This window comes from Halomonas sp. GT (assembly GCF_002082565.1).
GTDB lineage: Bacteria > Pseudomonadota > Gammaproteobacteria > Pseudomonadales > Halomonadaceae > Vreelandella.
On the sequence record NZ_CP020562.1, the window covers coordinates 4,132,146 to 4,158,464 of the forward strand.

A 26,319-nucleotide genomic window follows, 5' to 3' on the forward strand; every position below is an offset into this window, starting at 1 on the left:
GAAGCGCTATCACACCTTCAACCGAAGTTGCACGGATTTCGCGCGTTTCGACACCTATTTGCGACCAAAGGGCTAAAAATACACCGCAACTTTCATAAGCCTGCTATTTAATATGCGCTAAAATCCCGTCGAGCTCTTCAAGGCTGGTATAACGAATCGTCACTTTCCCCTTCCCTTTTTGCCCATGATCAATAGAGACAGGCGCACCTAGCAATTCACCCAAATGTGTTTCAAGTCGTGCAACATCTGGCGTTTTGACGGTACGCGGCGGGGTCTGCGCTGGTGTCTGGTTAGCTTGTACTTTCTTAACCAACGCTTCAGTGTCACGAACGGTCAAATCATTATTGACCACTTCATGGGCAATTTGGCGTTGCTGGGTAGTGTTAAGCGAAAGCAGGGCTCGCGCATGCCCCATATCTAAATCACCGCGTTCAAGCAACGTTTGTACTTCAGGGTCTAACGCTAATAAGCGCAATAAATTGGCGACTTGAGTGCGTGATTTGCCAACTGCATCGGCTATTTGCTGCTGGGTGAGCTCGAACTCTTCCCCTAAACGTTTTAAAGCAAGCGCTTCTTCAATGGCATTTAAATTTTCGCGCTGGATGTTTTCAATCAGTGCAAGTGCAAGTGCCACCTCATCACTGACATCGCGAATAACGGCGGGGATAACATCTAATTCTGCCAACTGTGCTGCACGCCAGCGACGTTCGCCCGCGATAATTTCATAGCGGTTTTCACCCACCGGGCGAACCACAATAGGCTGCATCACCCCTTGTGCACGAATGGAATCGGCAAGCTCTTCCAATGCTTCTGGCTGAATATCCCGACGCGGCTGATATTTACCACGGGTAAGTTGGCCAAGAGGTAAGCGTTCTAGCCGTTCAGCCGCCGCTTCTTCCGTTGGTGCTGCAGGCAACAGTGATGCATCTGCACTATCCAGCGTCACGCCGCCGGTAATATCTAAACTGTCACGACGACGGGCGCCCGCACCAATCAGGGCATCCAGGCCACGTCCTAGCGCGCGTTTACGCGTCATTCGCTTCCCCTCGTACTTTTTTACGTTACAGCGATAGCCGCCGGATCATCTCTTTTGCTAGCACACGATAAGCCTGACTACCCCGCGAAAAACGCGCGTATTGAGTAACAGGCAAGCCATGGCTTGGTGCTTCAGCAACCTTCACATTGCGCGGAATGGTTGTTTTTAACAGCGCATCGCCAAAAAAATCTCTCAGCTGTTTGTCGACTTCACGCGTCAAACTGGTGCGCTTGTCGTACATGGTACGCAGAATGCCAGAAACGGCTAGATCAGGATTAACGCTCTGTTTAATCTGCTCAACAGTATCCAGCAGCGCTGATAACCCTTCCAATGCGTAGAATTCACACTGCAATGGAATAAGCACGCCATTGGCAGCTGTCAACGCATTAACGGTAAGCATATTCAGCGACGGCGGGCAGTCAATGAGGACAACATCATAAGCATCTGCGACCGTCTGCAGTGCTAATGACAAACGACTTTGGCGCTGGTCACTATCGAGAAGTTCTACTTCAGCGGCAGTTAAATCACCATTGCCTGGTAGGACGTCATATTTCACTGGAAGCCCACGAACAATTGCATCGCTTGCGGTTGTTTCTCCCAGCAACACGTCAAGTACACTTTTTTCCAGTGCGTACTTGTCGATGCCACTGCCCATGCTGGCATGCCCTTGTGGGTCTAAGTCTACCAGCAAGATACGACGATCAAGTGCTGCCAAACTAGCGGCGAGATTAACGGCTGAAGTGGACTTGCCCACACCGCCTTTTTGGTTGGTCAGGGCAATGATCTGGCTCACTACTCAACTCCTTTTGGGGTCAGAATCAACAGCTGCCGCTCGGCCGTATCGAAGGGTACGCTCAGTAAGTGACGCGCCTGAAGCTCAACATAGGCGGGTAACTCCCGCAGTTCATCATCAGCGCCACGGCCTTTCATCGCAAGCCACTGCCCGTGAGCAGCTGGTAGCGCTCGGGTTAGCGAAATAAAGTCTACCAAGCTGGCAAAGGCTCTGGAAATCACTTGATCAAATGTCTGGCCATTAAATTGCTCAACGCGTGCTTGGATTGGCGTAACGTTTGTCAACGCCAACTCCATCACTGCTTGACGTTGAAAGCGAACTTTCTTGCCATTGCTATCGAGCAGCGTTACCTGCAGTTCAGGTTTCATGATGGCAAGCACAAGGCCAGGTAAGCCTGGGCCAGCGCCTACATCAAGTATCCGTGGCCCATGCACATAAGGTGCGACAGCGGCACTATCCAACACGTGTCGGGAAACCATCTCTTCAACATCGCGTACAGCGGTGAGGTTATAAGCCTGATTCCACTTGTGCAACAACGCAAGCAAACCGAGTAGCTGTTCGCGCTGCTGGGTAGTTACAGTGGCGCCGAGCGCGGCTAGTCCTTCTTCTAACCGGGGTGCAACGGCTTCAGGCAAACTGTTGATTAACGGCGTTAATTGACTCATCCGTTAACGACCTCGGTAGTACTGACTAAACGACGTTTTTTCAAATGTATTAGCAAAATAGAGACCGCTGCGGGGGTCACGCCTGAGATTCTAGCCGCTTGAGCCAGTGTTTCAGGACGCGTTTCACTAAGCTTTTGGCGGATTTCATTGGATAACCCTTCAACCCGTTGATAATCCAGCTCTGCTGGCAGCGGTGTTGCTTCATGGCGCTTGAGCTTATCGATCTCATCCTGTTGACGGTCAATATAACCCTGATATTTCGCTTGAATTTGTACCTGCTCGGCAACCGCTTCATCGTCAACATCGCCGCTTTCAATGCCAGGCAGCGAGGTAATATCGTCATAGGTAAGCTCTGGACGCTTTAACAAGTCACTTAAACAGTATTCTCGGGGTAGGGGCCTACCAGTTTTTTCAGCAATTTTAGCGGCAGCAGGTGTATTGGGCTGTACCCAAACGGTTGCCAAACGAGCAGTTTCACGTTCGATGGCTTCGCGTTTTTGACTAAACGCCGTCCAACGTTTGTCATCGACTAAACCAAGCTCACGTCCCTTCTCAGTTAAACGCAGATCGGCATTGTCTTCGCGTAGCAGCAGACGATATTCCGCACGAGAGGTAAACATGCGGTAGGGCTCTTTGGTGCCCATGGTAATCAGGTCATCCACTAATACACCAAGATAAGCTTCATCGCGGCGAGGATGCCACGCCTCTAACTGTTTGGCGCGGCGAGCGGCATTCAAACCTGCCAGCAACCCTTGAGCTCCAGCCTCTTCATAGCCGGTAGTACCGTTAATTTGTCCGGCAAAAAACAGGTTGTGGATAAATTTAGTTTCCAAAGAGTGTTTCAAATCCCGAGGATCAAAAAAGTCGTACTCAATGGCGTAGCCAGGTCGTGTGATATGAGCGTTTTCTAAGCCTTTAATTGAGCGAACCACTTGTAGCTGGACATCGAAAGGCAACGACGTCGAGATTCCATTGGGATATAGCTCATGTGTATCCAACCCTTCAGGTTCAATAAATACCTGATGGCTTGATTTGTCGGCAAAGCGGTGAACTTTGTCTTCAATCGACGGGCAGTAACGCGGACCAACACCTTCGATTACACCGGAATACATAGGTGAGCGATCAAGGTTTGCCATGATGATTTCATGGGTGCGCTCATTGGTGTGCGCTATGTGGCAACTCACCTGCTGTGGATGCATCTCCCGTGAACCAAGGTATGACATGACTGGCGTTGGGGTATCGCCTGGCTGCTCTTCCAATGACGTGAAGTCAACGGTTTTGGCATCAATACGTGGAGGCGTCCCGGTTTTTAACCGATCAACGCGAAACGGTAATGCCCGTAAGCGTTCAGCTAAGGCGTTGGAAGGAGGGTCTCCGGCGCGGCCACCGCGGCTTTGATCTAACCCAATGTGGATAACGCCACCCAAAAACGTACCGGTTGACAACACAACGGATTCCGCATGGAAACGTATGCCTGTTTCGGTCACGACACCTCGAACGGTGTTGTTATCCACAACCAGATCGCCAGCAGCTTGCTGAAAAATCGTTAAGTTAGGCTGGTTTTCCAACATTCCCCGAATAGCAGCTTTGTAGCGAACTCGGTCTGCTTGAGCACGTGTTGCTCGAACGGCTGGACCTTTACGAGCGTTCAATACCCGGAACTGTATGCCGCCTAAGTCCGTGGCTAGCCCCATTGCACCACCGAGTGCATCAATTTCTTTTACCAGGTGGCTTTTGCCAATTCCACCAATCGCTGGATTGCACGACATTTGGCCGAGCGTTTCGATGTTGTGGGTTAGCAATAGGGTTTGACAACCCATACGAGCAGAGGCCAATGCGGCTTCAGTTCCCGCATGGCCACCGCCGATGACAATCACGTCAAAGCGGTCGGGATAGTTCAAGAGGCACCTCGTCTTGCGCCGTTTGGCACGGATGATGTGAGTCAGTATTGGTTCACTGATTGAGTAAGCCCGCCAGTATAAACCTCCTGTGGGTAACCGTCAGGTTTTTCCACACCCCAAGCTAAGCGTCCATCTATTATTAATAACAAAATAAAAATATATAAGAGAAGTTCTGTTGATGTTGTAATTACTAGTGTGGACAAAATCTGTTAATAACCTTAAAAAAACATTATATTTCATAAGTTTAAATTGTTAGCTTTTACATGATTAAACGGAGGAGTACCTGCGTAGAAGCCGTGCTGCGCCTGTGGATGAAAGTGCTACTTACGCACAGGCATGACAAACAACGGGTTATCCACCGGCCCATACCGAGTTTGTTACCGCACCTGTGAACAAGTGAAATCAGTTTTTTTAAAAGACCTTATTAGCGCTCATGGTAGGCGTCGTAGCGCGATATGACGCAACGTGTAAAAAATAGTATCCACAGGCAAAAAAAAATGGCCTGTCGCGGTGACAGACCATTTAACGGAGTACAAACGAGTAAAAACGTCAGATTAATTTCGACATTAATGCTTCAAAACACGTGCAAGGAAGGATTGTGTCCGCTCATGTTGTGGCGTATCGAACAGTTGCTCAGGGTGGCCTTGTTCAGCAATTTCGCCCTTATGGATAAAAATAACGCGGTCTGCCACTTCACGGGCAAAGCCCATTTCATGGGTCACTATCACCATGGTCATGCCTTCTTTGGCAAGTTCACGCATGGCGTCCAGCACTTCACCAATCATTTCAGGGTCAAGCGCTGATGTAGGCTCGTCAAACAGCATAAGGCGCGGTTCCATGGCCAACGCACGCGCCAGCGCGACACGCTGCTGCTGCCCGCCGGATAGCTGGCTTGGATACTTATCTGCTTGGTCGGCAATGCCAACGCGCTCTAATAGTCGTTCAGCAGTCTCTTCGGCATCTTGGCGGCTCCACCCACGCACTTTCATCGGGGCAAGGGTAACGTTGTCGCGCACGCTCAAGTGGGGAAAAAGATTGAACTGCTGAAACACCATGCCGACTTCCGTACGGATAGTTTGCAGTGCTTTACTGCTTTTACCATTGGGCAGTAACTGGTTGCCATCAACATCAAGAGAGCCCGATTGAAACTCTTCTAAGCCGTTGATACAGCGGATGAGCGTTGATTTACCAGAGCCGCTGGCACCGATGATAACGACGACTTCACCAGGGACAATTTCAAGATCAATATTATTGAGTACGTGCAGGCTGCCAAAATGCTTATTGAGCTGCTGCATACGCACAATTGGCGATTGTGTAGAGGTCATTGCACGTTCCTTATTGTCCTGCGAGGCCTCTGCGCTCAATTTGGCGCAGAATCAAAGAGAGAGTCCAGGTGATGGCAAGGTACATCAGCGCCACCATGAAATAGACCTCAAGTGCGGTAAAGGTAGTCGCAATATAAATTTGCCCTTGGCGGACTAATTCACCGACCCCGATAACTGAAAATAGCGAGGTATCTTTGATGCTTATGATGCCCTGGTTACCCAGTGGAGGAATCATGCGCCGTAGGGCTTGGGGCCAAATCACGTAGCGAAAAGCTCGGGTTCGAGATAGGCCTAATGAGAGCGATGCTTCTCGCTGACCACGTTCGATAGACTGCACGCCGCCCCGCACAATTTCAGAGATATAAGCCCCTGAATTAATGGCGATAGCGGCAATGCCGGCGACGAGTGCGTTGATAGGGCTGCCCAGCAGTTGGGGTAAGCCATAAAAGATAAACAGAACCTGCACTAAAATGGGCGTGCCGCGAAACACTTCGACGTATAAAACAGCTGGCCAGCGCAGCCAGCGCACTGGGCTAATACGCAATAAACCAAAGAATATGCCAATAAAGAAGCCGATCGCTAGGCCGCCGAACGATATAAGTAATGTCCAAGGAATACCTGGTAGTAGATAGGGGATCGACCCAAATGCGGCCGACCAATCAAACTGAAAGTTAACGTCCACGCGTTATCTCCAGAAAAATAAACAACGACACAGGGCCGGGGGTATAGCCGCCCGGCCCTGAGATGAAAAGTGCTCTTTAGTGATAGCGAACAGCGATGTTATTCGGCGCTGGGGGCTTCACCAAACCACTTTGTGTAGATTTCATCATAGGTGCCGTCTTCACGCATGGAGGCAAGTGCTTCGTTGGTAGGCTCTACCCACTCGCTGCCTTTATGGAAAACGATGCCGTATTGCTGACCCTCATATAGCGGGCCAACTACCTTGGTACGGCCTTCGCCGCGGGTTTGTGAGAAGTAGGCAACGTTAGGGGCATCGTACAGCACAGCGTCGACGTTACGGCCTAAGAGCGCCATGTACATATCGGCGGTGCCTGGATAGGGAGTAATGTCAGCATCTTCGCCAAGTTCCTGTTGAAGGAAATCGTAGCTAGTAGAGCCGATTTTTGTGGCAACGGTGAGACCCGCTAGATCTTCAATCGAAGAGACATCTTCGTTGTCGGCGCGCACGATAATTTGCAGACCTGAGTCATAATAGGGATCGGAGAAGTCGACAACTTGGGCACGCTCTTCTGTAATAGTGGTGCCTGCAATGGCGATTTCCTGGCTACCAGTTTGTACAGCAGGAATGATGCCAGAGAATTCCATAGTGGTGAGGTTAACTTCAAAGCCTGCACGTTCGGCGACTGCGTTGATGATATCCATATCAAAACCGATCATTTCGCCGGTTTCCGGATCCATCATTTCAAATGGGACAAAGCTTGGGTCAGTGGCCACATTGACAGAAGGCGTTTGTGCGAACGCGACAGTGGTACTGCCTAAGCCCAGTGCAAGGGCGGTAGCAATGACAGATTTTTTTAGTAGGTAATTCATTCGTTTCCCCGTGTTTTATTTGGTTAGCGACGCGAATTAAAGAAGATTTACTCTTATAAATTCCGTCTGCAACCGTTATTGACCTTTTAACCTTGGCGAGAAACCACCAAGGCGTCAAGTCACGGGGAGGGGGTTGTTACCAACGTTGGTTAGACCATGAAGGAAGCACCACAGCCGCAGGTGGTCGTGGCGTTGGGGTTTTGAACACGAAAACGGGCGCCTGCTAACCCTTCTTCATAGTCAATGGTTGAGCCCACCAGGTATTGGTAGGAAAGAGGGTCGACCACGAGGATCGCATCGCCAAATTCAATTAACGTGTCGTCTTCGGCCACGTTTTCAGCAAAATCAAACCCATACTGGAACCCCGAGCAGCCACCACCGGTGACATAAACGCGTAGTTTCAGCGCAGGGTTAGCCTCTTCTGCCATGAGTGCTTGGATGCGTTTCCGAGCACTATCAGACAAAAGTAGAGGCGTTGGAACAAAAGCTTCTGCACCGCTCATGGGTACCTCCCGCGAGCTTTAAGAACGAATAATCCACATCGGAGTGTGATTATGGGTAATTCCCAGCAAAATGGTCAACTATTGCTGGGAATTAGTCGTGCCTTAAGGCATCAACGCTGGGGCGTTGAGGCCCATATTTTCGTCAAAGCCAAACATGAGATTCAGGTTTTGAATCGCCTGGCCTGATGCGCCTTTAACAAGGTTATCAATTACCGAAAGTACGACCACAGTATTGCCATTACCAGGACGGTGAACAGCGATTCGGCAGGTATTATTGCCTTTGACGCTGCGAGTTTCCGGATGGCTGCCTGCAGGCATGACGTCAACAAACGGCTCGTGGGCGTAACGCTGCTCAAAGAGTGCCTGTAAATCGCCTGGCTCTTCAGTCAGCGTACTATAGAGCGTGGCATGAATGCCGCGGATCATAGGCGTTAAGTGAGGCACAAAGGTAAGCCCCACGGCGTTTGGCTGCATATCGCTCAAGCCTTGACGAATTTCAGGCAAATGGCGATGTCCGGACGCACCGTAGGCTTTCATCGATTCGCTGGCTTCGGCTAGCAGCGAGGCAACTTTGGCTCCACGGCCTGCGCCGGTAACGCCTGATTTACAGTCCGCGATTAAGTGACTTGCGTCGATCAAACCAGCTTCCAAAAGCGGCAGGTAGCCTAGTTGAACAGCCGTTGGGTAACATCCAGGTACGGCAATTAAACGGGCTTTTTTGATTTTCTCACGATGCATTTCTGGCAGGCCATACACAGCCTCTTTTAGCAGTTCCGGTGCGCCGTGGGGCTGGTCGTACCACTGGCTCCATTCGGCGGCGTCGCGTAGTCGAAAATCAGCAGATAAGTCGATTACCCGAGTACCATTGTCGAGCAATTCGCCTGCTAGTGCGTGGGCAACCCCGTGGGGTGTCGCAAAGAACACCGCATCCATAGCACCCAGCGCCTTGGCATCTGGCTCGCTAAACGTAAGTGCGTCATAGTGGCCGCGCAGGTTGGGATACATATCGCATACCTTCACGCCTGCTTCCGAGCGTGAGGTAATGGCTTCTACGCTTACCTGGGGATGCTGGGCAAGTAACCGTAACAGCTCAACGCCGGTATAGCCGGTACCGCCTACAATGCCAACCTTAATCACAAACCACTCCTTGCGCATTACGCACAGTCAGACCCAACAATAATTAACAGCCTAATGAGATACCTCAGGCTGTTGAACTGTAGCTAGCTATGATACACAAGAGAGCATGCGCATAAGAGCGCTATAGGGAAACAGGTATATGTTCACTAACGCGAACATGATGCGTAAAAACGAATAATAGGCGCAAGGACGGACGTTGTGGCACGTTTTTCCCGGTCGGATTTCACCTTGGAAAGTTTTCGTCGCCAGCTGGCGAATGTTGATGCCCTGCCTCAGCTGTGCGTGCTGGGGTTAGTGTCTGGGGTGATCACAGGCGCGGTGATGGTGGCTTTTCGCTTATTGCTGGAGGCAGGCGCTGCTCTTTACATGCCTGAAGGCAATCCTGAGGCCTTTGAAGGGCTCGCGCCATGGCTTCGCGCACTGCTTCCGATGATTGCCGTGACGTTGATTGGCACGCTGCTCTATCGCCAAAAGGCCGCTGCACGTAAGTTAGGTGTTGGCCATGTTATTGAGCGTCTCACCTATCATCAGGGACGTTTCCCTATGCGCAACTGGCTTAATCAGTGGTGGGTAGGCGTTGTGTCTGTACTGGGTGGCCTCTCTGCGGGACGTGAAGGCCCTGCCATTCATCTGGGCGCAGCGGCATCTAGTGGTTTAGGTCTCAAGCTTCGTTTGCCCAATAACAGTCTACGGGTGTTGGTTGCTTGCGGTACGGCGGCAGGTATATCAGCATCATTTAATACGCCAATCGCAGGGGTGATTTTCGCCATGGAAGTGGTGATGATGGAGTACACCCTAATGAGCTTTATGCCGGTAATACTTGCCTCTACCATGGGGGCACTGGTCGCTCAGTTGGTGTATGGCAACGAACCGGCGTTTCGCATTCCTGAAGTTGCCCTAGGTTCGTTAATGAATGTGCCTTGGGTGGTTATTATTGGTTTGGTGATTGGCCTATTAGCGGGCGTATTTATTCATATTTCGCGTAGTCAGTACTTACAGCAGTGGCCGCTATGGCTTAGGTTAGGCGCCGTTGGGGTGATAACGGGCGCTGTTGCGTGGTGGTTTCCTGAAGTACAAGGTATTGGTTACGACAGCGTTGCGGCTATGTTGAATAATCAGCTGACCATTACTGTGTTGCTGGCCCTGATGATCGCTAAGCTCTTGATTACTGCCATCACCGTGGCAGGGGGTGTGCCTATCGGCATTATTGGCCCTGTCTTGGTGGTAGGTGCTGCCACGGGAGCTCTAGGGGGAATGCTAGGCGGCTGGGTATGGCCAGATAAAGCAGCAGACCCCGGCATTTATGCCATGTTAGGTATGGCAGCAATGATGGGCGCTGTATTGCAAGCCCCGCTTGCCGCGTTGATGGCGTTGCTTGAACTAACGCATTCGCCACATATTATGTTGCCGGGCATGCTCGTTGTGGTGGTTGCCTGCCTAACATCTCGTCAGCTTACTGGCTGTGAGGGCTTTTTTATTAGCTCGGTGCGCTACGGCTTGCATCCGTTACAGCAGCCTTTAATGCAGGCGCTTTCGCGGGTATCGGTGCCAGCGGTAATGGAGCGCCACTTGGTACGCACAGATCGGATGATTACGCCTGATCAGGCACGGCGACTGTTGGAAACGAATCCCGTGTGGCTAGTCATTGAACGCTCTAGTGTAGAAAAACCAGTGCTGGCGCTCAAAGCTGCTGAGCTTGCGCGTTGGTTACTAGAGCATGATGAAGCGCTAGAAGGCGAAGCCCCACCAGAAGATGAGCTCATTGATTTGCTTGAGATCCCGGGGCAGCGGCTTGAAATGGCACCTATCGGATTACAAGCAACGCTATCAGAAGCGTTTCTAAAACTTCAGGACAATGCGCTAGGTGCGCTCTATGTTGTACACGGTTATCGACCAAAGCATCAGCGAATTTCAGGTATCATTACGCGTGGCGCTATCGAACGTTATTATCACTACTCTGACCCCCGCGGTGCTGATTCACAACAATGAGCCCCACACCTAAGGAGAGACCATGTATTTATGGGTAAAGGCCATTCATTTGATGGCAGTTGTTACCTGGTTTGCTGCGCTATTTTATTTACCGCGACTATATGTGTACCACGCCATGGCGCGGGACACAGGTGATGAGCAAGCGATTACTTACTTTAAAACCATGGAGCGTAAGCTTTACCGTGGGATCATGACGCCGTCGATGATCATTGTGCTGATCTTTGGTGGCTGGATGCTTTATCTTGTGCCAGCCTGGTTCAGCCAAGGCTGGATGCACGCTAAGCTGGCGCTTGTCGCTCTATTAATCGCTTACCACCATGTTTGCTTAATTTATTTAAAGCAATTTGATCAAGCCCGCTGCACCAAAAGCCATGTATTTTTCCGCTGGTTTAACGAAGCGCCCGTGATTGCGTTAATCGCGATTATTATCCTGGCGGTGGTGAAGCCCTTTTGATGCGCCAACCTCTTCCTCCCGTTGTTTTAGTGTTAGCTGGCCACGACCCCACCGGGGGAGCTGGGTTAGTGGCTGATAGCGAAGCGATAGCCGCCTGTGGTGGCTGGGCAGTCACCATTCCAACCGCACTGACCGTTCAAAATTGCCATAACGTGATACGTATTTTGCCTGCAGACCCTGCTGCAATGAGGCAAATGGCGGAGGCGTTAAGTGATATGCAAATCGCGGCTATTAAGCTGGGGTTGTTGGCTGATGAGGCGACACTGAGGGCAGCGGAACAAATCATCCGCCGTTTCCCTGGAATTCCCGTCGTCGCAGACCCGGTATTAAAAGCAGGTGGAGGTGCTAAGTTATCCACACCTGGCTTGCAGCAACTTTATAGTGATCGTTTGCTACCGCTTGTGGATATAGTAACGCCCAATCGGTTTGAGCTTGCTGCACTGACACCTGAGATAACCGACCCTCTCGATGACACGGCACGCGCTGTTGCGTTGCTAGCGCAGGGTTGCCAAGGCGTCCTTGTGACCGCCACCGACGATCCACTCCCGGGTAATACGCAACAGGTTGTGCATACGCTGCACTCTCCTGACACCACGCGCCAATGGCAGTGGCCACGTTTGCCCGAAGTATTTCACGGATCAGGCTGTACATTAGCCTCAGCACTTGCGGCTCGTTTGGCTGTTGGTGAGCGCTTACCAACCGCCTGTGAGCAAGCACAGCACTTTACCTGGGAGAGTTTGTCTCATGGTTATCAGCCCCCAAGCGGCCAGTGTTTACCGAAACGCTTGCCACGCCCCGTACGCTTTTGATCTCATTGGCAGTAAGCCATTAATGTTGAGGATGCCATGACCACATCTGCAGAACTGTTTGACCTCGCCAGTCGTCACATTCCGGGAGGGGTTAACTCCCCTGTTCGTGCTTTTAAAGGCCTCCATCGTCCACCTGTTTTTATGGAGCGTGCTCAGGGCGCCTACTTATTCGATGTGGAAGGTAACCGCTACGTAGACTACATCGGTTCATGGGGCCCGATGATCACCGGGCACGCCGATCAGGATGTGCTAGCCGCTGTGCGAGCACGGTTAGATAACGGCCTCTCCTTTGGTACGCCGACCGCTGTCGAAACCACCATGGCTGATCTGATCTGTGACATGATTCCTTCCATGGAAATGGTGCGCATGACCAGTTCAGGCACCGAAGCAACGATGTCGGCCATCCGCCTTGCGCGCGGGACAACGGGGCGCGACAAAATCGTCAAGTTTGAAGGTAACTACCACGGCCACTCAGATTCATTGCTCGTCAAAGCGGGTTCAGGCGCGTTAACCCATGGTGAGCCTAGCTCTCCTGGCGTACCCGCATCACTTGCTGAGCACACCATCACGCTTTCCTATAACGATCCTGAAGGGGTGGAAGCGTGCTTCGCAGAGATCGGAGAGCAGATTGCTTGCATTATCGTGGAACCGGTCGCGGGTAATATGAACTGCATTCCTCCCCAGCCGGGTTTCTTAGAAACGTTGCGCCGGGTATGCAATGAATCTGGCAGTATTTTGATTTTTGATGAAGTGATGACTGGTTTCCGCGTCGCTTTAGGCGGTGCTCAGGCACATTACGGTGTAACGCCCGACCTTACTTGCTTAGGTAAAATTGTTGGCGGCGGCATGCCCGTCGGGGCGTTTGGCGGTAAACGAGAAATTATGCAAAATATCTCGCCGCTGGGGCCGGTTTATCAAGCGGGTACGCTTTCTGGTAATCCGCTAGCCATGGCCGCTGGAGTTGCCCTGCTAACCAAGCTGCAAGTGCCTGGTTTCCATGATGCGCTGACCCAACGGGTGCAAACATTGTGTACCGGCTTGCAAGAGCGTGCCAACGCTGCCCGCGTACCGATGATGACCCAATCCGCAGGCGGCATGTTTGGCGTTTTCTTTACGTCGCAATCCCGTGTGGATAACTTTGCGCAGGCAACCGCTTGCAACCCCGATGCTTTCCGCCGTTTCTTTGGTGCCATGCTTGATCACGGTGTTTATCTCGCACCTTCCGCTTATGAAGCTGGCTTTATGTCGAGTGCCCACACACCAGAAGATATTCAGCTAACGTTGGATGCTGCAGAAAAAGCCTTTGCTGTTATGTAACATCAAGTAATTCGCCTGCTACACTGCAAGAGCCGCTCCTATCGAGCGGCTTTGTGGTTAGTGAGGTAAACATAGTATGAAATGGCAACCGGCTTCGCTCTTTTCACGTTTCAACGGCATCGTGATAACCACCGTTCTTACCCTTGGCCTACCGTTAATGGGGATGGCCGCACAGGAGCAGGATATGACCCAGATCCACATCACCATGGGCGGCACACCCGGCGCAGAATTCTCAGCCCAGTGGCGCATCACTCATAACGATGAAACCATTGAACACCCCGAAACACGCGGCACAGTGCCTGCTGAATTTACTTTTGAAGGCACCACGCTTGAAGGTACGGTAAAATTGCTCAGCGACAACGATCGTTTAGAAGTAGATATTTTGAAAGGTAATAACCGCTCGCGCTCCTCTACCCAAGGGAAAGGCGGCACATTAACGGTAATGGTACGTTAAACATAAAAAACCGCCCCGAGAGGGGCGGTTTCCTGAGCTAAGTAAGTACTTAAAAAGTATTTATAAAAGTACCTACAAAGATGCTTACCACTGAGTAGTGATAGCAGAGTTGTTGTTACCAGCCTGGAAGTGAGACGCTGACGCTGCGCCGCCAGCAGTTACGTTTTGACGAATGGTCGACACGTTGCTATTACCTGTCTGGAAGACATTCGCGACATGATCGTCACCACCTTGGAAGATGTAGGAAGCACTCAGGTCTGCTTCTACCTGGAGAACATTTGCTTCGTTTCCATCACCAGCTTGATGTATAAAGCTCCAGGTTTCATCGGTATTTAAGGCTTGGTAAACGTCAGCGCTGTTTCCATTACCAAACTGCTCAACAATGGAGTCGCTTTGCGCAGTATTCAGGAACTGAGCAACGGTAGAACTGTTGCTGTCACCTTGCTGGAATACATAAGAGTCATTGCGCACGCCCCCTTGTTGCACAACGATGGAATCGTTGTCATTACCTAGTTGATATACAATGGACTCATGTTCGTTGCCGCTTTGGAAAACATAAGAATCGTTGTCATCACCTTCCTGAACCACGCGTGAATACTGAGCATGGCCTGCCTGATCGGTTTCAGCAGCGTTATCATCACCTAGCTGAATAATGAGTGAAGTACGCATTGGTGCACGATCAAAGCCGTTCATACCTTCACGGATATCTTGCTGGTTTTCAAAGGCTTGTTCTGTCCCTGCATTAGCAGCAAGGTTTGTGGAGTTATCAAAATCACGCGCTTGGGTAGAGAAGCTAACAGCCATTGCAACAGCAGCAGCGATAACAGTCATTTGAGTTTTCATGGTGTTTCCCCTTTTTTCGATCGACTTGCTTTGGTTGTTTTACTGAGAAGCAGCTGGCGACTCAGTAGGTATCGATAGTGACCGGCCGTGCATTGCCCGAATAGTTTTGTTGCTGGACACTTACAGCACGTAAGCCACTGCCCGATTGTGAAATTGAAACGTCACCCTTAAATCCATCTTGATAAATATCAGCTTTAAACGAAATGTTATTTCCATGCTGATTTATAGAGGCGGTATTATCGTTGCCTACTTGCCAAATGATGCCCGTATTATTTCCGTTACTTTGTATTATGCTTGCTTGATTACCGTTGCCGAGTTGGTTGATATAGGCAAAGTTAGAAAGCTGATAACTCAAAGAACGTGATTGGGCAACACTTGCATTGTTGTTGTTACCTTGTTGGCGAATGATACTTGAATTGCTATTTATCGCTGCGGTATCAATGGCCGCAAATTGGGTAACTCTTGCGCTTTTGTTAAGTAAGTTGTTTTCATTGTCGTTTGCTTGCAATACAGACGAAAAATTTATTATTGCTATGGCTACCATTATCACGACGCTACAACGAACTCTGTCCGCAGTAGTTGCCTTGAGGTGGTAGCTGAAATGTTTCATTTTTAATTCCTTTTGAAACTCAGTGTGTCTTTTTGTTTCATGGATTGAGTTTGGACCAATATAAAAATCATGCTATAGGAAGTTTTTTTAATGCGATGGTTATATGTTTAATATTCATGTAAATTTACATTTACTATTTGTTTGGTTTTGAATGAATTACTTTTCTAATTATTTAGTGCTTGTTTTTTTAATAAAAAAGACCACTCTGTTGAGTGGCCATTGTTTTTTATAGTCTTTTTAAAGTAATGTTCCCTTGATTAATTTTTACTAAAGCATAGGTATCGAGGCATTGAGATAGTCATCCAAAATGGTGTCTTGAATATTAGTTCCAGGAGAAAGATTCCATAACCGGTTTTCAATACCTCTTGCCACAAGATGAATAACAGCAGACTCGATTGCTGACATTACCGCGAGCTGAACAGGCTCATTGGTAGTTATACCTACTTCAGCTTCTAATAAACGCCGGAAGTCAATAAATCGGTAAACTCCTGCACGTAGCTCTTTTGAGTAAATCGTTTTGGTAGTGGTGACGTTAGCTAATATTTCACCGGTTGAAATTTCCACCGCGCGTAAATTCACCGTCACCTGATCTACTTGGTATTGGCCCGACGCCCCAATGCCAAAATATTCAGCACCGGCCCCCCCGGTTCTCACGTTTGATTCATAGGCAATAATACCGCCCTCTAGCATAACCGACGCTGCTCTTAGCGATGGCAGCGTATCCGGCTGTCCAAAGCGTTCGAATTCTGCGCGAATAATGCGCCGTTCCGTTAACAAATTTTGTAGCCCAACGCGTTCAAGTGGAATAAACCAGCCAGAGTCAGACAGAGCTCCGGTAAGCATTGCTGCGGCCCCCTGTGTTACCGCCGTTGAAAACGTACTGGCGGGGGCTGGCCGATATTGTCCTGTTTGGTCACGAAAATCATACACAGAGACAAAAATCTTTCCTGACGGTGGCGGAAGCGATACAAGGTCTTGATATGTTGCTCCTCTGGGCGTGAGTGTTGCTTCAGCACCTTCTAAATTTTCAGACGTTGCCACTACTCCTGCACAGCCACTCAGCAGGCTAGCGATGACAAGTGAGGCGATAATTTTCATAATGATCCCCTGACAAAACAGTTAGCGTTAGTCGTTATTGATAATCTTCGGCGGTTGACATGGATGTTGCTGTTACGGGTTAAATAAACCGCCAACGCTAATCTCTGTTACATCTCCGGTAACTTTATCAACAACGCGTACAATTAATTGTCCGTTGTTATCACTAACGACGACGCCAAACTCATCGCTATCAAAACTTCCCTCGCTTACCTCGCCACGGCTAACATCTGAAATTAGCTGCGATATCAGTCGACTTTCCAAGCTTTGTAATAAGCGTTGAGTTGAAGATAAGGTTGTTGCTCTTCGTGCATTTGGGTCGGTGTTTTTGTCTTGCGACTGGGCTTTACCTAAAAGGTAACTACCTGTAAAAGGGTCACCGCCAAAAGAGGGATTAATCGGTTGATAAATTAGCTCTCCAGAGTGTGCGTGAGCACCTACTCCCATAACTACTATAAATGCAGCACAGCTGATTCTTCTGCGGGTTTTCATTAGAATAACTCCTCTTTTCCCAAGTCTTTATCTGAGGTAAGGGCAGATGCCAGCTGCTGCTGGAGAAGTGCCTCCTCAACAGTTTCTACAGCGTCCCCTGCTACGCGGTCAGCTTCGCTAATCCTTGGAGAAAGCTGTGTTCTAAAATACATCCGGTTGCCTTCCAAAATAGCAATTTGGCTACCCCAACGAGCATCAGGACGTTCTTGAATGGTAATCGTGGCATTACCAATGATGAGGTTATCCATTGCCCGCTGGCTGAAAGCGCGGTAGAAGGTCTTGCCTGCCATGGTGACGGTACGGTCGACCATAATGCCGGTAAGTTCACTACCTCTATTTCGCTGCCCTTGAATTTCTGGACCATCGGGACTTGATAGCTGGTTGATAGCTTCGACTTCTTCTTGCTCACTTGCAGCTAATGCCCGAGAAGAATCGGTGGGTTCATTGGCAAATGTGTCAGTAGTTAATGTGAAAAAAAAGACAAAAATAACCAGTAAATAGCGACGTAAATTCATAGCGATAGGCCCTTTTAAAAAAATCTACCGATGACGTTGTAAACTACGTGCTGTTTCTATATTAGGAAGAATTGGTCCGAGATTCTGATGAATCCAGTTAAGTGCTTGAATACGGTTGTGCACATTTATTTTACGGAAAATGTTATAAAGATGAGACTTAACAGTGTGTTCACTTACAAACAACTTATCGGCAATCTGTTGATTAGAGGAACCTGCACTTAATAAAGAGATGATTTCCATTTCTCGGTTAGTTAATCCACAGGCTGGGCGGAAAGCGTTGCTTTGATATTTGCGATAAAAAAGAATCAGTCGTGCCATTAAGTCCCGAGACATCCATAGCTCATCATCGAGTAACGCGTGGATACCTTTGCAAAATACTTCTAAGCTTTCATTACGATAAAAAACTCCTTTCAACTGCGCGCAAGATAGGGCTTCCAGCGCATGATCCATATCGCGAATATTGAAGGCAGCTAAAGAGGTTTTTGTTAGTGCTTCTGGCAATTTCTCTTGCCAGTCCGGCAATGCCTCTACACTAATATGATCACTGTCGATGAGGATGAGCAGTTTTTCAACGGGTGAAGAAGGTAGGGTGACGTCTGGCGAGTAAATGCTAATTGAGCAGTTGGTGTGATCGTGTAAATAGTCTGCAAATAGCTGCGATTGCGGACTTTTTTCGGTAATGAGATACACCAAACCTATGGTCTTTTCCTGTGACATTGTGAAGCCCTCGTGGAAAGAAAGAGTGAGCAGGTGCTTTTTGAAGTGTTGCCTATAAGATACATTTCGTAAAGTTTTGTTATTAGAAACCTGGTAAACATAATTTGAATATGCATATTCTTTTTAAAAATAAGCGATTCAACATCATGTTTTTGATAGCAATTATTATCAATATAAGAGGTTTTTAAATTAGTTTTTATTGATTACATTAGGTAACAAATAGCCAGCATTAGAAGTAATTTTATCTATGTAAACTCATTACCTTCATTTTGGAGATATCGTAATGGCATCGCCCAGCACCTTAGTACTAGCCAGCGGAAATTTAGGAAAACTTAAAGAATTCAAACAATTACTAGAGCCCCTTGGGTTGGATGTTCGACCTCAATCCGAATTTGGAGTAGGAGATGTGGAAGAAACAGGGCTTACATTTGTTGAAAACGCACTCTTGAAAGCTCGTGAGGCAAGTAAAATCAGTGGGTTGCCTGCATTGGCAGACGACTCAGGCCTCGAGGTGGATGCGCTTCACGGTGCTCCGGGCATCTATTCAGCGCGTTATGCGGGTGAGCCCAAAAGTGACGAGCGGAATAATGAGAAGTTATTAACCTCGCTCAGTCGCTATGCTGAAGGTCAGCGTAGTGGGCGTTATTGGTGCGTATTGGTGTATTTGCGTCATGCCGAAGACCCTGTACCTGTGATTGTGCAACGCAGTTGGGAAGGTGAAATTCTTGCGCACCCGCGAGGTAATGGCGGTTTTGGCTATGACCCTCTTTTCTGGTTACCGGATCAAGGAATGAGTGTTGCCGAGTTACCCAGTGAAACCAAAAACCGGCTTAGTCATCGTGGACGGGCATTACAGGGCTTGGTTGAACTGTTGAAGGTGGCACATGGCTGAGCGATTGCCTCCCTTATCCCTTTACATCCATACGCCATGGTGTGTACGTAAATGCCCTTACTGTGACTTTAATTCCCATGAGCCAAGTACTGATGAGCTGCCCGAAGCTGCTTATTTAAACGCCCTGCTCAATGATTTAGAGGGTGATTTATCGTTAGCGAATGACAGAGAGATTCAAACTATCTTCATTGGTGGCGGCACGCCAAGCCTGTTATCGCCAGCCTTTTACGATCAATTATTTAAAGAGATACGCCTTCGATTGCCATTCTCTTCTACGATTGAAATTACCCTAGAAGCCAATCCTGGTACGACCGAGCAGCAGCGTTTTATTGGCTATAGAGAGGCCGGGATCAATCGGTTGTCTTTGGGAGTTCAGAGCTTTCGCCCTGAACAGCTTAGCGCCTTGGGGCGTATTCATAGTGGCCAAGAGGCGGTTAATGCTATTCGCCAGGCGCGTGAAGCTGGGTTTGATAATCTCAATATTGATTTGATGCATGGGTTACCCAAGCAAACCCCGGTTCAAGCGATGGAGGATATTGATCAAGCATTGGCTTTGGGACCAGAGCACCTCTCTTGGTACCAGTTAACGCTTGAACCTAATACGGCATTTTTCTCTCATCCGCCTGTGTTACCAGAAGAAGAGGCTCTCTGGGATATTCAAGAAGCTGGGCATCAACGCCTTGAGCAAGCCGGTTTGCGTCGTTATGAAATTTCCGCCTACGCGCGAGCAGAACAACGAAGTCGCCACAACATCAATTATTGGCAGTTTGGCGATTATTTGGGTATCGGGGCGGGCGCTCATGGAAAGCTGACAACGATAGATAGCCAGGGGCAGCGGCATATCGAAAGGCGCTGGAAAACACGTCAGCCAGAGGCGTATTTACGCCGTTCAAATGATCCGCGTGGCTTTGTGGCTGGCAAGCAGCCGATAGCGACGCAGGAACTGCCCCTTGAATTTTCGATGAATGCGCTACGTTTAACCGACGGGGTCACAATGGATGTCTGGACGGCTTACACAGGGCAGCCCTCAGCCATGTTACTTTCACGGTTACAAAGCGCGTATGAAAAAGGACTTTTAATGGAAATGCCCGAAAAGCTGCGTGCATCGCCTCAAGGTCTATTATTCTTGAACGAATTGCTGGCATTAATAAGCGATGAGTGATCAGCGATATATAAAGCAATTACCCTGAAGATTATCAAGGAGTGAGTGATGCGTATTTCTCGACTACTGACCCCGCTGGCGGCAGCCATTTTGTTAGCTGGCTGTGCTACCTCAGACCCTTATGGCGGTCAGTCGCAGCGCTCTAGCACTGCAATGGGATCTGGCATTGGCGCGGCCATTGGCGCTGCTGCTGGTGCGTTGTCTGGCGATGGAAGCACTAGCCGTCGTGATCGTGCATTGATTGGTGCGGCGGTGGGGGCTGCAGCGGGTGCCGGTGTGGGCGTTTACATGGATCGCCAAGAGCAACAACTGCGCGAAAATCTCCAGGGCTCGCGTATTGAAATTGATCGTCGTGGTGACGACATTGTGCTTAATATGCCCAGTGGCGTTACCTTTGGTTTTGACTCAGCCGACCTTACCAGCGAGGCACGTAATTCACTTAACCAAGTAGCGAATGTACTGACCCAGTATCAGGATACTCGCGTCAACATTGCTGGCCACACCGATAGTACTGGAGATGCAAGCTATAACCAGCGTCTATCTGAGCGCCGTGCCCAGTCTGTTGGTAATTATCTTAGCCAAAACGGCGTATCCTCTGCACGATTAAATACGATGGGATATGGGGCGAATCAACCGGTTGCTAGTAATGATTCCGAGCAGGGCCGGGCGCAAAACCGCCGCGTTGAAATCACCTTGACCCCAACGGGAGATGGCCAGGGTTAACACTATCGATTGATAAGCTAACCTCAGCATTGCCGATGAATGCCCGCTATGATCACATAGCGGGCATTTTTTCGATTCATTGTTAGCGAGCGACTATGCTGTCCTACCAACACGCTTACCATGCCGGTAACTTTGCCGATGTGCAGAAACATTTAACGCTTTACGCGGTGGTTGATTATTTATTACGTAAAAAATCAGCCATTACATATATAGATACTCATGCGGGACGAGGTCTCTATCCACTTAACACCAAAGAGACTCAGCGGCTTCAAGAATACCGCGAGGGCATTTGGCCCTTGTGGCAAGCGAGCGAACAGCTAACCGACCCTTTATTGAGCAGTTGGCTTACCATGTTGGGAGCTGCCCAACCCCATGCATCTGAGCTTACCCATTATCCTGGCTCACCGTGGTGGCTTTCTCAGCCGCTCCGTGAGCAAGATCGCCTGACGCTATTTGAGCTTCATCCAGGTGAGCATGAGCACTTAAGTACACAGTCGCTTCCCCTTCAGGCGCAACGAATTTATGGAGATGGCCTGGCAGGCTTGAGTGGGCTAGTACCTGTTGCAACACCGCGCTTGTGCGTGTTGATTGACCCTAGCTACGAACGTAAAGCGGAGTATCAGGAGGTGGTTGATGCGGCGGCTTATAGCCTGGCAAAAGTGCGACATGCCGTGCTACTGGTGTGGTATCCCTTGCTACCAGCAGGCAACCATCACACGCTGCTAAATGGCTTGAGGGAAAGTGGCATCCGTAAAATTTGGCGCAGCGAGCTTCAACGCTATACGCCCAATGAGCAGAGCCATGGTATGTACGGTAGTGGAATGCTAGTGATTAACCCGCCCTGGGGATTAGATGAGCGTCTAGCGGCGGCAATGACACACATTACGCCGCTGCTAGGCCCGAATAGTGACTATCGATCAGAGTGGCTGGTAGGCGAATAGCTGGTTAGGCATGGCCTGTTATTGAACGAAACAGATGATTATTTCCCGATACAAAAACTGCCAAAGATTTCGCCGAGCAGGTCGTCAGCGCTAAATTCACCGGTAATTTCGCCTAACGCCTGCTGAGCATCGCGCAAGTCTTCGGCCAGCAATTCCCCTGCACCGTAGCCATCTAGCTGGGCGCGTCCAGTTTCCAGCGCAATCATGGCGCGATCTAAGGCGTCTAAATGGCGACGGCGGGCTGAGAATCGTCCTTCGGTAGTCGCAGAAAATCCCATGATGTCTTTTAAATGGGTTTTTAAGTTATCCACACCCATGCCCGTTTTCGCGGATAGCCTGATCGTGGGTGTGGTTGTGGATAAATCAATGCCCGCTGGTTCGGCGCTGGTATCGATTTTATTTCGCACCAGTGTTAGACGCGTTTGATCGGGGAGTCTGGCGACAAATTCTGGCCAAATAGTCATAGGATCGGTCGCATCAGTCGTGGAGGCATCTACCAATAGCAGCACGCGGTCGGCTTTTTCTATCTCTTCCCAAGCGCGGGCAACGCCGATTTTCTCTACGGCATCGGGAGTGTCGCGTAGCCCTGCGGTGTCGATAATATGCAGTGGCATGCCATCAATGTGGATATATTCCCGCAGCACATCACGGGTGGTGCCAGCAATATCCGTGACAATGGCGGTATCTTGTTCGGTCAGTGCATTGAGCAAGCTAGACTTACCGGCATTAGGACGTCCAGCAATCACCACGCTCATTCCTTCGCGTAATAGTGCTCCTTGGCCTGCGGCTTTGCGTACTGCTGTCAGCGCTTGCTGAACGCTGTCTAAACGGTTGGCGACGTGGCCATCGGCTAAAAAGTCGATTTCCTCCTCCGGGAAATCAATTGCCGCTTCGACATAAACCCGCAGCTCGATGAGCCGCTCCACTAATGCTGAGATACGTTGAGAAAACTCGCCCTGTAACGAGCGTACGGCATTTTCGGCAGCGGAACGGGAGGTCGCGTCTATCAGGTCGGCAATGGCTTCGGCTTGGGCTAGATCCAACTTATCGTTTAGAAAGGCTCGCTCTGAAAACTCACCCGGGCGTGCGAGACGTGCGCCAAGCTGTAGGCAGCGTTCTAGCAACATATCCATAATGATTGGCCCGCCATGTCCTTGCAATTCAAGCACGTCCTCACCCGTAAATGAGTGAGGCCCGTTAAACAGCAGGGCAATGCCTTCATCAATAATGCTCTCAGCGGCGTGAAACGGGCCATAGTGAGCGTAACGAGGGGCAGGGCAGTGGCCAAGTATGGCGGCAGCGATATCGTGGCAGGCAGGCCCTGACACGCGAATAATGCCAACACCGCCGCGGCCAGGAGGAGTTGCCAGAGCGGTAATGGTATCTTGGGTGTAAAGTCGATCGGCCATGGCGCTTCTCGTTGGTGTATAGCGAAGATTGTCGCGTTGTTCATCCTAAAACGCCAGACCCCCGCTTGGGCGGGGGTCTGGAGGTAGGAGAAGGGAGCGTGCTACTTAGTTCGCAACCCTTTGCCGACGTTCGGATCATTCTCGATATTACGCGTAATAAGGTACTGCTGCGCTACCGAGATGATGTTGTTGACGACCCAGTAGATAACCAAACCTGCTGGGAACCACAGGAAGAAGAAGGTAAAGATAATCGGCAGCATCTTCATAATCTTCGCCTGCATGGGATCGGGCGGTGTCGGGTTCAGCATTTGCTGAACGAACATCGAGATCCCCATCAGAATTGGCAAGATAAAGTATGGATCTTTCACCGACAAATCTTGAATCCAGAATATGAACGGCGCATGGCGAAGCTCAACAGACTCAAGCAGCATCCAATACAGCGCGATAAAGACCGGCATTTGCACCAGAATGGGTAAACAGCCACCCAGAGGATTGATCTTTTCCTTCTGATAGAACTTCATCATCTCTTGAGACATTTTCTGGCGGTCATCGCCATACATCTCTTTGAGACGCTGCATTTCTGGGCCAAGCTTACGCATACGCGCCATTGACTTATAAGCTTTGGCGGATAGCGGGAACAGCACCAGCTTCACTAGTACAGTCAACAGTACAATTGACCAGCCCCAGTTGCCAACGATGTCGTGGATCTTATCCAGTAACCAGAACAGTGGGTTGGCGATAAACCACAACCAGCCGTAATCGACGGTTAAGCGTAGGTTGGGTGCTACTTGCTCAAGGTAATCTTGAACCTTGGGCCCCATGTACAGCGTTGCGCTTAGCGTTGCCTCACCATTAGCGGCCACACTGCTCGTGGGGCCAGCAAACGCTACGACATTACGATCGCGTGAATCGGTAGTGACATAGTAGAGGTTTTGCTGATTTTGCGCCGGTGCCCAGGCAGATACGAAGTAGTGCTGAATCATCGCGATCCAGCCACCCTGCGCCTCACGATTTTCAAAGTTATGGTTTTGAATATCGTCGAAGTCGATTTTTTCGTACCGCGCGTCAGGGGTAGAGTAGGCTGCACCAAGATACGAGTTCATACCCATGGCGACACCACTTGAGGGGTCAGGGCTATTATCGCGCGCCAACTGACCGATAAAGCGGGCGCTAATCGGTGACTCGGTGGTGTTGGCTAAATAGTAACTAACGTTGACCGCGTAGTCGCCGCGTTCAAACGTCAATCGCTTAATAACCTCAACGCCGTTAACTTCCGCTGTTAAATCAACACTTAGCTGCTCTTCATCGTTCCCTAAGCGGTACTCGGTACGCTCGGGCGTAAAAGCAATGCGGCTAGCCTGGCCGTCCAGTTGAAGACCTGAACGGGCGACGTAGCTGCGCGTTGAGTTATCAGAAAGCAACACGTAGTTACGATCCGAATCCAGCGTTAGCTTATGCTGCGGTAGGGCGGCGTACACGATATCGCCACCATGTGGGTCAATACGTACGTCGAGCACGTCGGTCGTGACAGCAATAAAGTCTCGACTAGAGGAGTCACTTTCAGCTTCTCCAGGCATGCCTTCACTGATGGCATTTTGGGGAGCCGACGAACTAGGAACCGATAAATCATCACTGCCAACATCATTGGCGGATGAGCCGTTGCTGTTTTGGGTAATCTCAGGCGTCGAATCGACGCTTGTTTGCCCATAATCCTGATTCCACTGTACAACCAATAGGTAGGCAAGTACTGCCAGTGGAATCAGTAATAAAAGTCGTTTTACGTCCATGAGGGTTCTGCCCGATGGGTGGTGAACATGCTAATGGCGCAGTGTCATTTACTTGACCCATGACACACGAAAGCCTGCCAGGCGGCAGGCCGAGGTCGAGCGGCGAGGTGTGTCGTCAAGCGTCACGTGTTACGCCATTAGGCGGGTGAGATACAGGCACCGCCTGTGCGTCGCGCTGAAGCCGTTTCCACATGCCATTTAACTGGCGAGTAAGCGTCTCGTTATCAATATCTTGAACACCACGCTTTGCCAATATCACGATATCCACGGAGGGTAAGTGATCTTGGCGGAGGCGAACAGACTCTCTCACGAGTCGCTTAAAGCGGTTGCGATCAACAGCAAGCTTCACATTCTTTTTGCTGACCACCAGTCCAATGCGAGGATGCCCCCGAGTACTTAAACGCGCTAGCGCCATCATACCTTTGCCATGAACCTTCAGGTCTGCTTGTTCAAACACGTGACTAAAATCCCCGGCGTTTAGCAAACGTAAGCACCGGGGAAAGCCTTGATGCGGCACACGCAATCCGAGATCAGGCGCTCAGACGCTTGCGGCCTTTGGCGCGGCGGCGTGCGATAACGGCACGGCCGTTTTTGGTTGCCATACGAGCACGGAAGCCATGCGCGCGCTTGCGCTTGAGAACGCTGGGTTGAAAAGTGCGTTTCATAACTCGTTATTCCCACGTGGTTTAGGACGGAAAGTGAATTCCAAAAGACCCGGTCCAGTGAGGAACTAGCCGGGGAGTTTCAATTCAAGACCGGAAATTGTAGAGACTTCCCGCGCTAGGTGCAATTTTTCCTTGCATAAAAAGCATGAAAAAGGCAATGGCGGCTCTTTGTTCATTGCCAGAATGGCTGCTTGGCATAACGCTATTATTACTAATGAAGTTATTTAAAACCTACTGTTATTAATAGTGGGGATACTAATTGTGGATAAGCTATTTTAGCTTATTTTTATCAATGGCTTAAAATCATAAAAAATCTGTGCATAACCTTCGGATAAGCCTTAAATAAACTGTTAATTAGGTGTGCTCAACAGGTTATAAAATAGATCAAAACAGGTTTGTCCTTGATCGATTACCAGCTTTTCCCTATATCTCATGAATAGTTGTCCACAGGGCAAAAAGAGGCTTGAGTGCGTGTGGATAACCGCTCCGTTGGGCGCTACAATGGTCGGCCGTTTTCAACCGATGGTGAGATGA

General features: G+C 49.7%; 28 protein-coding genes. 9 read left to right on the top strand and 19 right to left on the bottom strand.

Features of this window, described 5'->3' with window-relative positions:
* Window positions 1–103: 103 nt before the first annotated feature.
* The 9 genes from B6A39_RS18715 to argC all read right to left on the bottom strand — a co-directional run bounded on the left by B6A39_RS18715 (window position 104) and on the right by argC (window position 8,911).
* Window positions 104–1,036: a ParB/RepB/Spo0J family partition protein gene (locus B6A39_RS18715; RefSeq protein ID WP_083007789.1), complete on the bottom strand. Its 933-nt coding sequence runs from the start codon at window positions 1,034–1,036 to the stop codon at window positions 104–106.
* Between the two features lie 25 nt (window positions 1,037–1,061).
* A complete protein-coding gene (locus B6A39_RS18720) occupies window positions 1,062–1,829 on the bottom strand; it encodes a ParA family protein (protein WP_083007790.1) in 768 nt (255 codons plus the stop codon).
* A complete protein-coding gene (gene rsmG, locus B6A39_RS18725) occupies window positions 1,829–2,494 on the bottom strand; it encodes a 16S rRNA (guanine(527)-N(7))-methyltransferase RsmG (RefSeq protein WP_083007791.1) in 666 nt (221 codons plus the stop codon). The genes B6A39_RS18720 and rsmG overlap by 1 nt, the downstream gene beginning before the upstream one ends.
* Entirely contained in the window at window positions 2,491–4,395 is a 1,905-nt protein-coding gene (gene mnmG, locus B6A39_RS18730; protein WP_083007792.1) for a tRNA uridine-5-carboxymethylaminomethyl(34) synthesis enzyme MnmG, read from the bottom strand. Before mnmG ends, rsmG begins: the two co-directional genes overlap by 4 nt.
* 566 nt (window positions 4,396–4,961) lie before the next feature.
* Window positions 4,962–5,720, bottom strand: a complete 759-nt coding sequence (locus B6A39_RS18735; protein WP_083007793.1) for an amino acid ABC transporter ATP-binding protein — start codon at window positions 5,718–5,720, stop codon at window positions 4,962–4,964.
* Window positions 5,721–5,730: 10 nt separating this feature from the next.
* Window positions 5,731–6,402 carry an amino acid ABC transporter permease gene (locus B6A39_RS18740; RefSeq protein ID WP_083007794.1) on the bottom strand — a complete coding sequence of 224 codons (672 nt, stop codon included), beginning with the start codon at window positions 6,400–6,402 and terminating at the stop codon, window positions 5,731–5,733.
* Window positions 6,403–6,500: 98 nt separating this feature from the next.
* Window positions 6,501–7,271: a transporter substrate-binding domain-containing protein gene (locus B6A39_RS18745; RefSeq protein ID WP_083007795.1), complete on the bottom strand. Its 771-nt coding sequence runs from the start codon at window positions 7,269–7,271 to the stop codon at window positions 6,501–6,503.
* A gap of 149 nt (window positions 7,272–7,420) precedes the next feature.
* Complete coding sequence (gene erpA / locus B6A39_RS18750; protein WP_083007796.1) at window positions 7,421–7,774, bottom strand: iron-sulfur cluster insertion protein ErpA; 354 nt, start codon at window positions 7,772–7,774, stop codon at window positions 7,421–7,423.
* 102 nt (window positions 7,775–7,876) lie between these two features.
* Window positions 7,877–8,911 carry an N-acetyl-gamma-glutamyl-phosphate reductase gene (argC, locus tag B6A39_RS18755; protein WP_083007797.1) on the bottom strand — a complete coding sequence of 345 codons (1,035 nt, stop codon included), beginning with the start codon at window positions 8,909–8,911 and terminating at the stop codon, window positions 7,877–7,879.
* A gap of 198 nt (window positions 8,912–9,109) precedes the next feature.
* Here argC and B6A39_RS18760 point away from each other — a divergent pair, with 198 nt between their 5' ends.
* From B6A39_RS18760 to B6A39_RS18780, 5 genes are all read left to right on the top strand, one after another.
* Window positions 9,110–10,900 carry a chloride channel protein gene (locus B6A39_RS18760; RefSeq protein ID WP_083007798.1) on the top strand — a complete coding sequence of 597 codons (1,791 nt, stop codon included), beginning with the start codon at window positions 9,110–9,112 and terminating at the stop codon, window positions 10,898–10,900.
* Window positions 10,901–10,922: 22 nt separating this feature from the next.
* Window positions 10,923–11,354, top strand: coding sequence for a protoporphyrinogen oxidase HemJ (gene hemJ / locus B6A39_RS18765; protein ID WP_083007799.1), 432 nt, complete (start codon window positions 10,923–10,925; stop codon window positions 11,352–11,354).
* Window positions 11,354–12,163, top strand: a complete 810-nt coding sequence (thiD, locus tag B6A39_RS18770; RefSeq protein ID WP_083007800.1) for a bifunctional hydroxymethylpyrimidine kinase/phosphomethylpyrimidine kinase — start codon at window positions 11,354–11,356, stop codon at window positions 12,161–12,163. Before hemJ ends, thiD begins: the two co-directional genes overlap by 1 nt.
* 36 nt (window positions 12,164–12,199) lie before the next feature.
* Window positions 12,200–13,480: a glutamate-1-semialdehyde 2,1-aminomutase gene (gene hemL / locus B6A39_RS18775; protein ID WP_083007801.1), complete on the top strand. Its 1,281-nt coding sequence runs from the start codon at window positions 12,200–12,202 to the stop codon at window positions 13,478–13,480.
* Window positions 13,481–13,556: 76 nt separating this feature from the next.
* On the top strand, window positions 13,557–13,934 hold the full coding sequence (locus B6A39_RS18780; RefSeq protein ID WP_083007802.1) for a hypothetical protein: 378 nt from the start codon (window positions 13,557–13,559) through the stop codon (window positions 13,932–13,934).
* An 84-nt stretch (window positions 13,935–14,018) separates the two neighbouring features.
* Here the strand turns inward: B6A39_RS18780 and B6A39_RS18785 are convergent, their stop codons facing one another.
* The 6 genes from B6A39_RS18785 to B6A39_RS18810 form a co-directional block, all read right to left on the bottom strand.
* Window positions 14,019–14,777, bottom strand: coding sequence for a hypothetical protein (locus B6A39_RS18785; RefSeq protein ID WP_083007803.1), 759 nt, complete (start codon window positions 14,775–14,777; stop codon window positions 14,019–14,021).
* 61 nt (window positions 14,778–14,838) lie between these two features.
* Window positions 14,839–15,387, bottom strand: a complete 549-nt coding sequence (locus tag B6A39_RS18790; RefSeq protein ID WP_083007804.1) for a hypothetical protein — start codon at window positions 15,385–15,387, stop codon at window positions 14,839–14,841.
* Between the two features lie 267 nt (window positions 15,388–15,654).
* Window positions 15,655–16,485 (bottom strand): CsgG/HfaB family protein, encoded by an 831-nt coding sequence (locus B6A39_RS18795; RefSeq protein ID WP_083007805.1) that lies wholly within the window; start codon window positions 16,483–16,485, stop codon window positions 15,655–15,657.
* A gap of 72 nt (window positions 16,486–16,557) precedes the next feature.
* The gene (locus tag B6A39_RS18800) at window positions 16,558–16,974 is read right to left on the bottom strand and encodes a curli assembly protein CsgF (RefSeq protein ID WP_083007806.1); all 417 of its coding nucleotides are present in this window, start codon (window positions 16,972–16,974) and stop codon (window positions 16,558–16,560) included.
* Window positions 16,974–17,489 (bottom strand): CsgE family curli-type amyloid fiber assembly protein, encoded by a 516-nt coding sequence (locus tag B6A39_RS18805; RefSeq protein ID WP_083007807.1) that lies wholly within the window; start codon window positions 17,487–17,489, stop codon window positions 16,974–16,976. Before B6A39_RS18805 ends, B6A39_RS18800 begins: the two co-directional genes overlap by 1 nt.
* 24 nt (window positions 17,490–17,513) lie before the next feature.
* Window positions 17,514–18,206, bottom strand: coding sequence for a response regulator transcription factor (locus B6A39_RS18810; protein WP_083007808.1), 693 nt, complete (start codon window positions 18,204–18,206; stop codon window positions 17,514–17,516).
* A 283-nt stretch (window positions 18,207–18,489) separates the two neighbouring features.
* Between B6A39_RS18810 and rdgB the strand changes: the two genes are divergently transcribed.
* The 4 genes from rdgB to B6A39_RS18830 all read left to right on the top strand — a co-directional run bounded on the left by rdgB (window position 18,490) and on the right by B6A39_RS18830 (window position 21,924).
* Window positions 18,490–19,098: an RdgB/HAM1 family non-canonical purine NTP pyrophosphatase gene (gene rdgB, locus B6A39_RS18815; RefSeq protein ID WP_083007809.1), complete on the top strand. Its 609-nt coding sequence runs from the start codon at window positions 18,490–18,492 to the stop codon at window positions 19,096–19,098.
* Window positions 19,091–20,260, top strand: a complete 1,170-nt coding sequence (gene hemW / locus B6A39_RS18820; protein WP_083007810.1) for a radical SAM family heme chaperone HemW — start codon at window positions 19,091–19,093, stop codon at window positions 20,258–20,260. Before rdgB ends, hemW begins: the two co-directional genes overlap by 8 nt.
* A gap of 48 nt (window positions 20,261–20,308) precedes the next feature.
* Window positions 20,309–20,983: an OmpA family protein gene (locus B6A39_RS18825; protein WP_083007811.1), complete on the top strand. Its 675-nt coding sequence runs from the start codon at window positions 20,309–20,311 to the stop codon at window positions 20,981–20,983.
* 95 nt (window positions 20,984–21,078) lie between these two features.
* Complete coding sequence (locus tag B6A39_RS18830; RefSeq protein WP_083007812.1) at window positions 21,079–21,924, top strand: 23S rRNA (adenine(2030)-N(6))-methyltransferase RlmJ; 846 nt, start codon at window positions 21,079–21,081, stop codon at window positions 21,922–21,924.
* Window positions 21,925–21,962: 38 nt separating this feature from the next.
* Here B6A39_RS18830 and mnmE read toward each other — a convergent pair whose 3' ends face one another.
* The 4 genes from mnmE to rpmH form a co-directional block, all read right to left on the bottom strand.
* The gene (gene mnmE, locus B6A39_RS18835) at window positions 21,963–23,333 is read right to left on the bottom strand and encodes a tRNA uridine-5-carboxymethylaminomethyl(34) synthesis GTPase MnmE (protein WP_083007813.1); all 1,371 of its coding nucleotides are present in this window, start codon (window positions 23,331–23,333) and stop codon (window positions 21,963–21,965) included.
* A 101-nt stretch (window positions 23,334–23,434) separates the two neighbouring features.
* Window positions 23,435–25,120 carry a membrane protein insertase YidC gene (gene yidC / locus B6A39_RS18840; protein WP_083007814.1) on the bottom strand — a complete coding sequence of 562 codons (1,686 nt, stop codon included), beginning with the start codon at window positions 25,118–25,120 and terminating at the stop codon, window positions 23,435–23,437.
* A gap of 115 nt (window positions 25,121–25,235) precedes the next feature.
* Window positions 25,236–25,637 (bottom strand): ribonuclease P protein component, encoded by a 402-nt coding sequence (rnpA, locus tag B6A39_RS18845; protein WP_083007815.1) that lies wholly within the window; start codon window positions 25,635–25,637, stop codon window positions 25,236–25,238.
* Window positions 25,638–25,650: 13 nt separating this feature from the next.
* Window positions 25,651–25,785, bottom strand: a complete 135-nt coding sequence (gene rpmH, locus B6A39_RS18850; protein WP_009723348.1) for a 50S ribosomal protein L34 — start codon at window positions 25,783–25,785, stop codon at window positions 25,651–25,653.
* Window positions 25,786–26,319 lie beyond the last annotated feature (534 nt).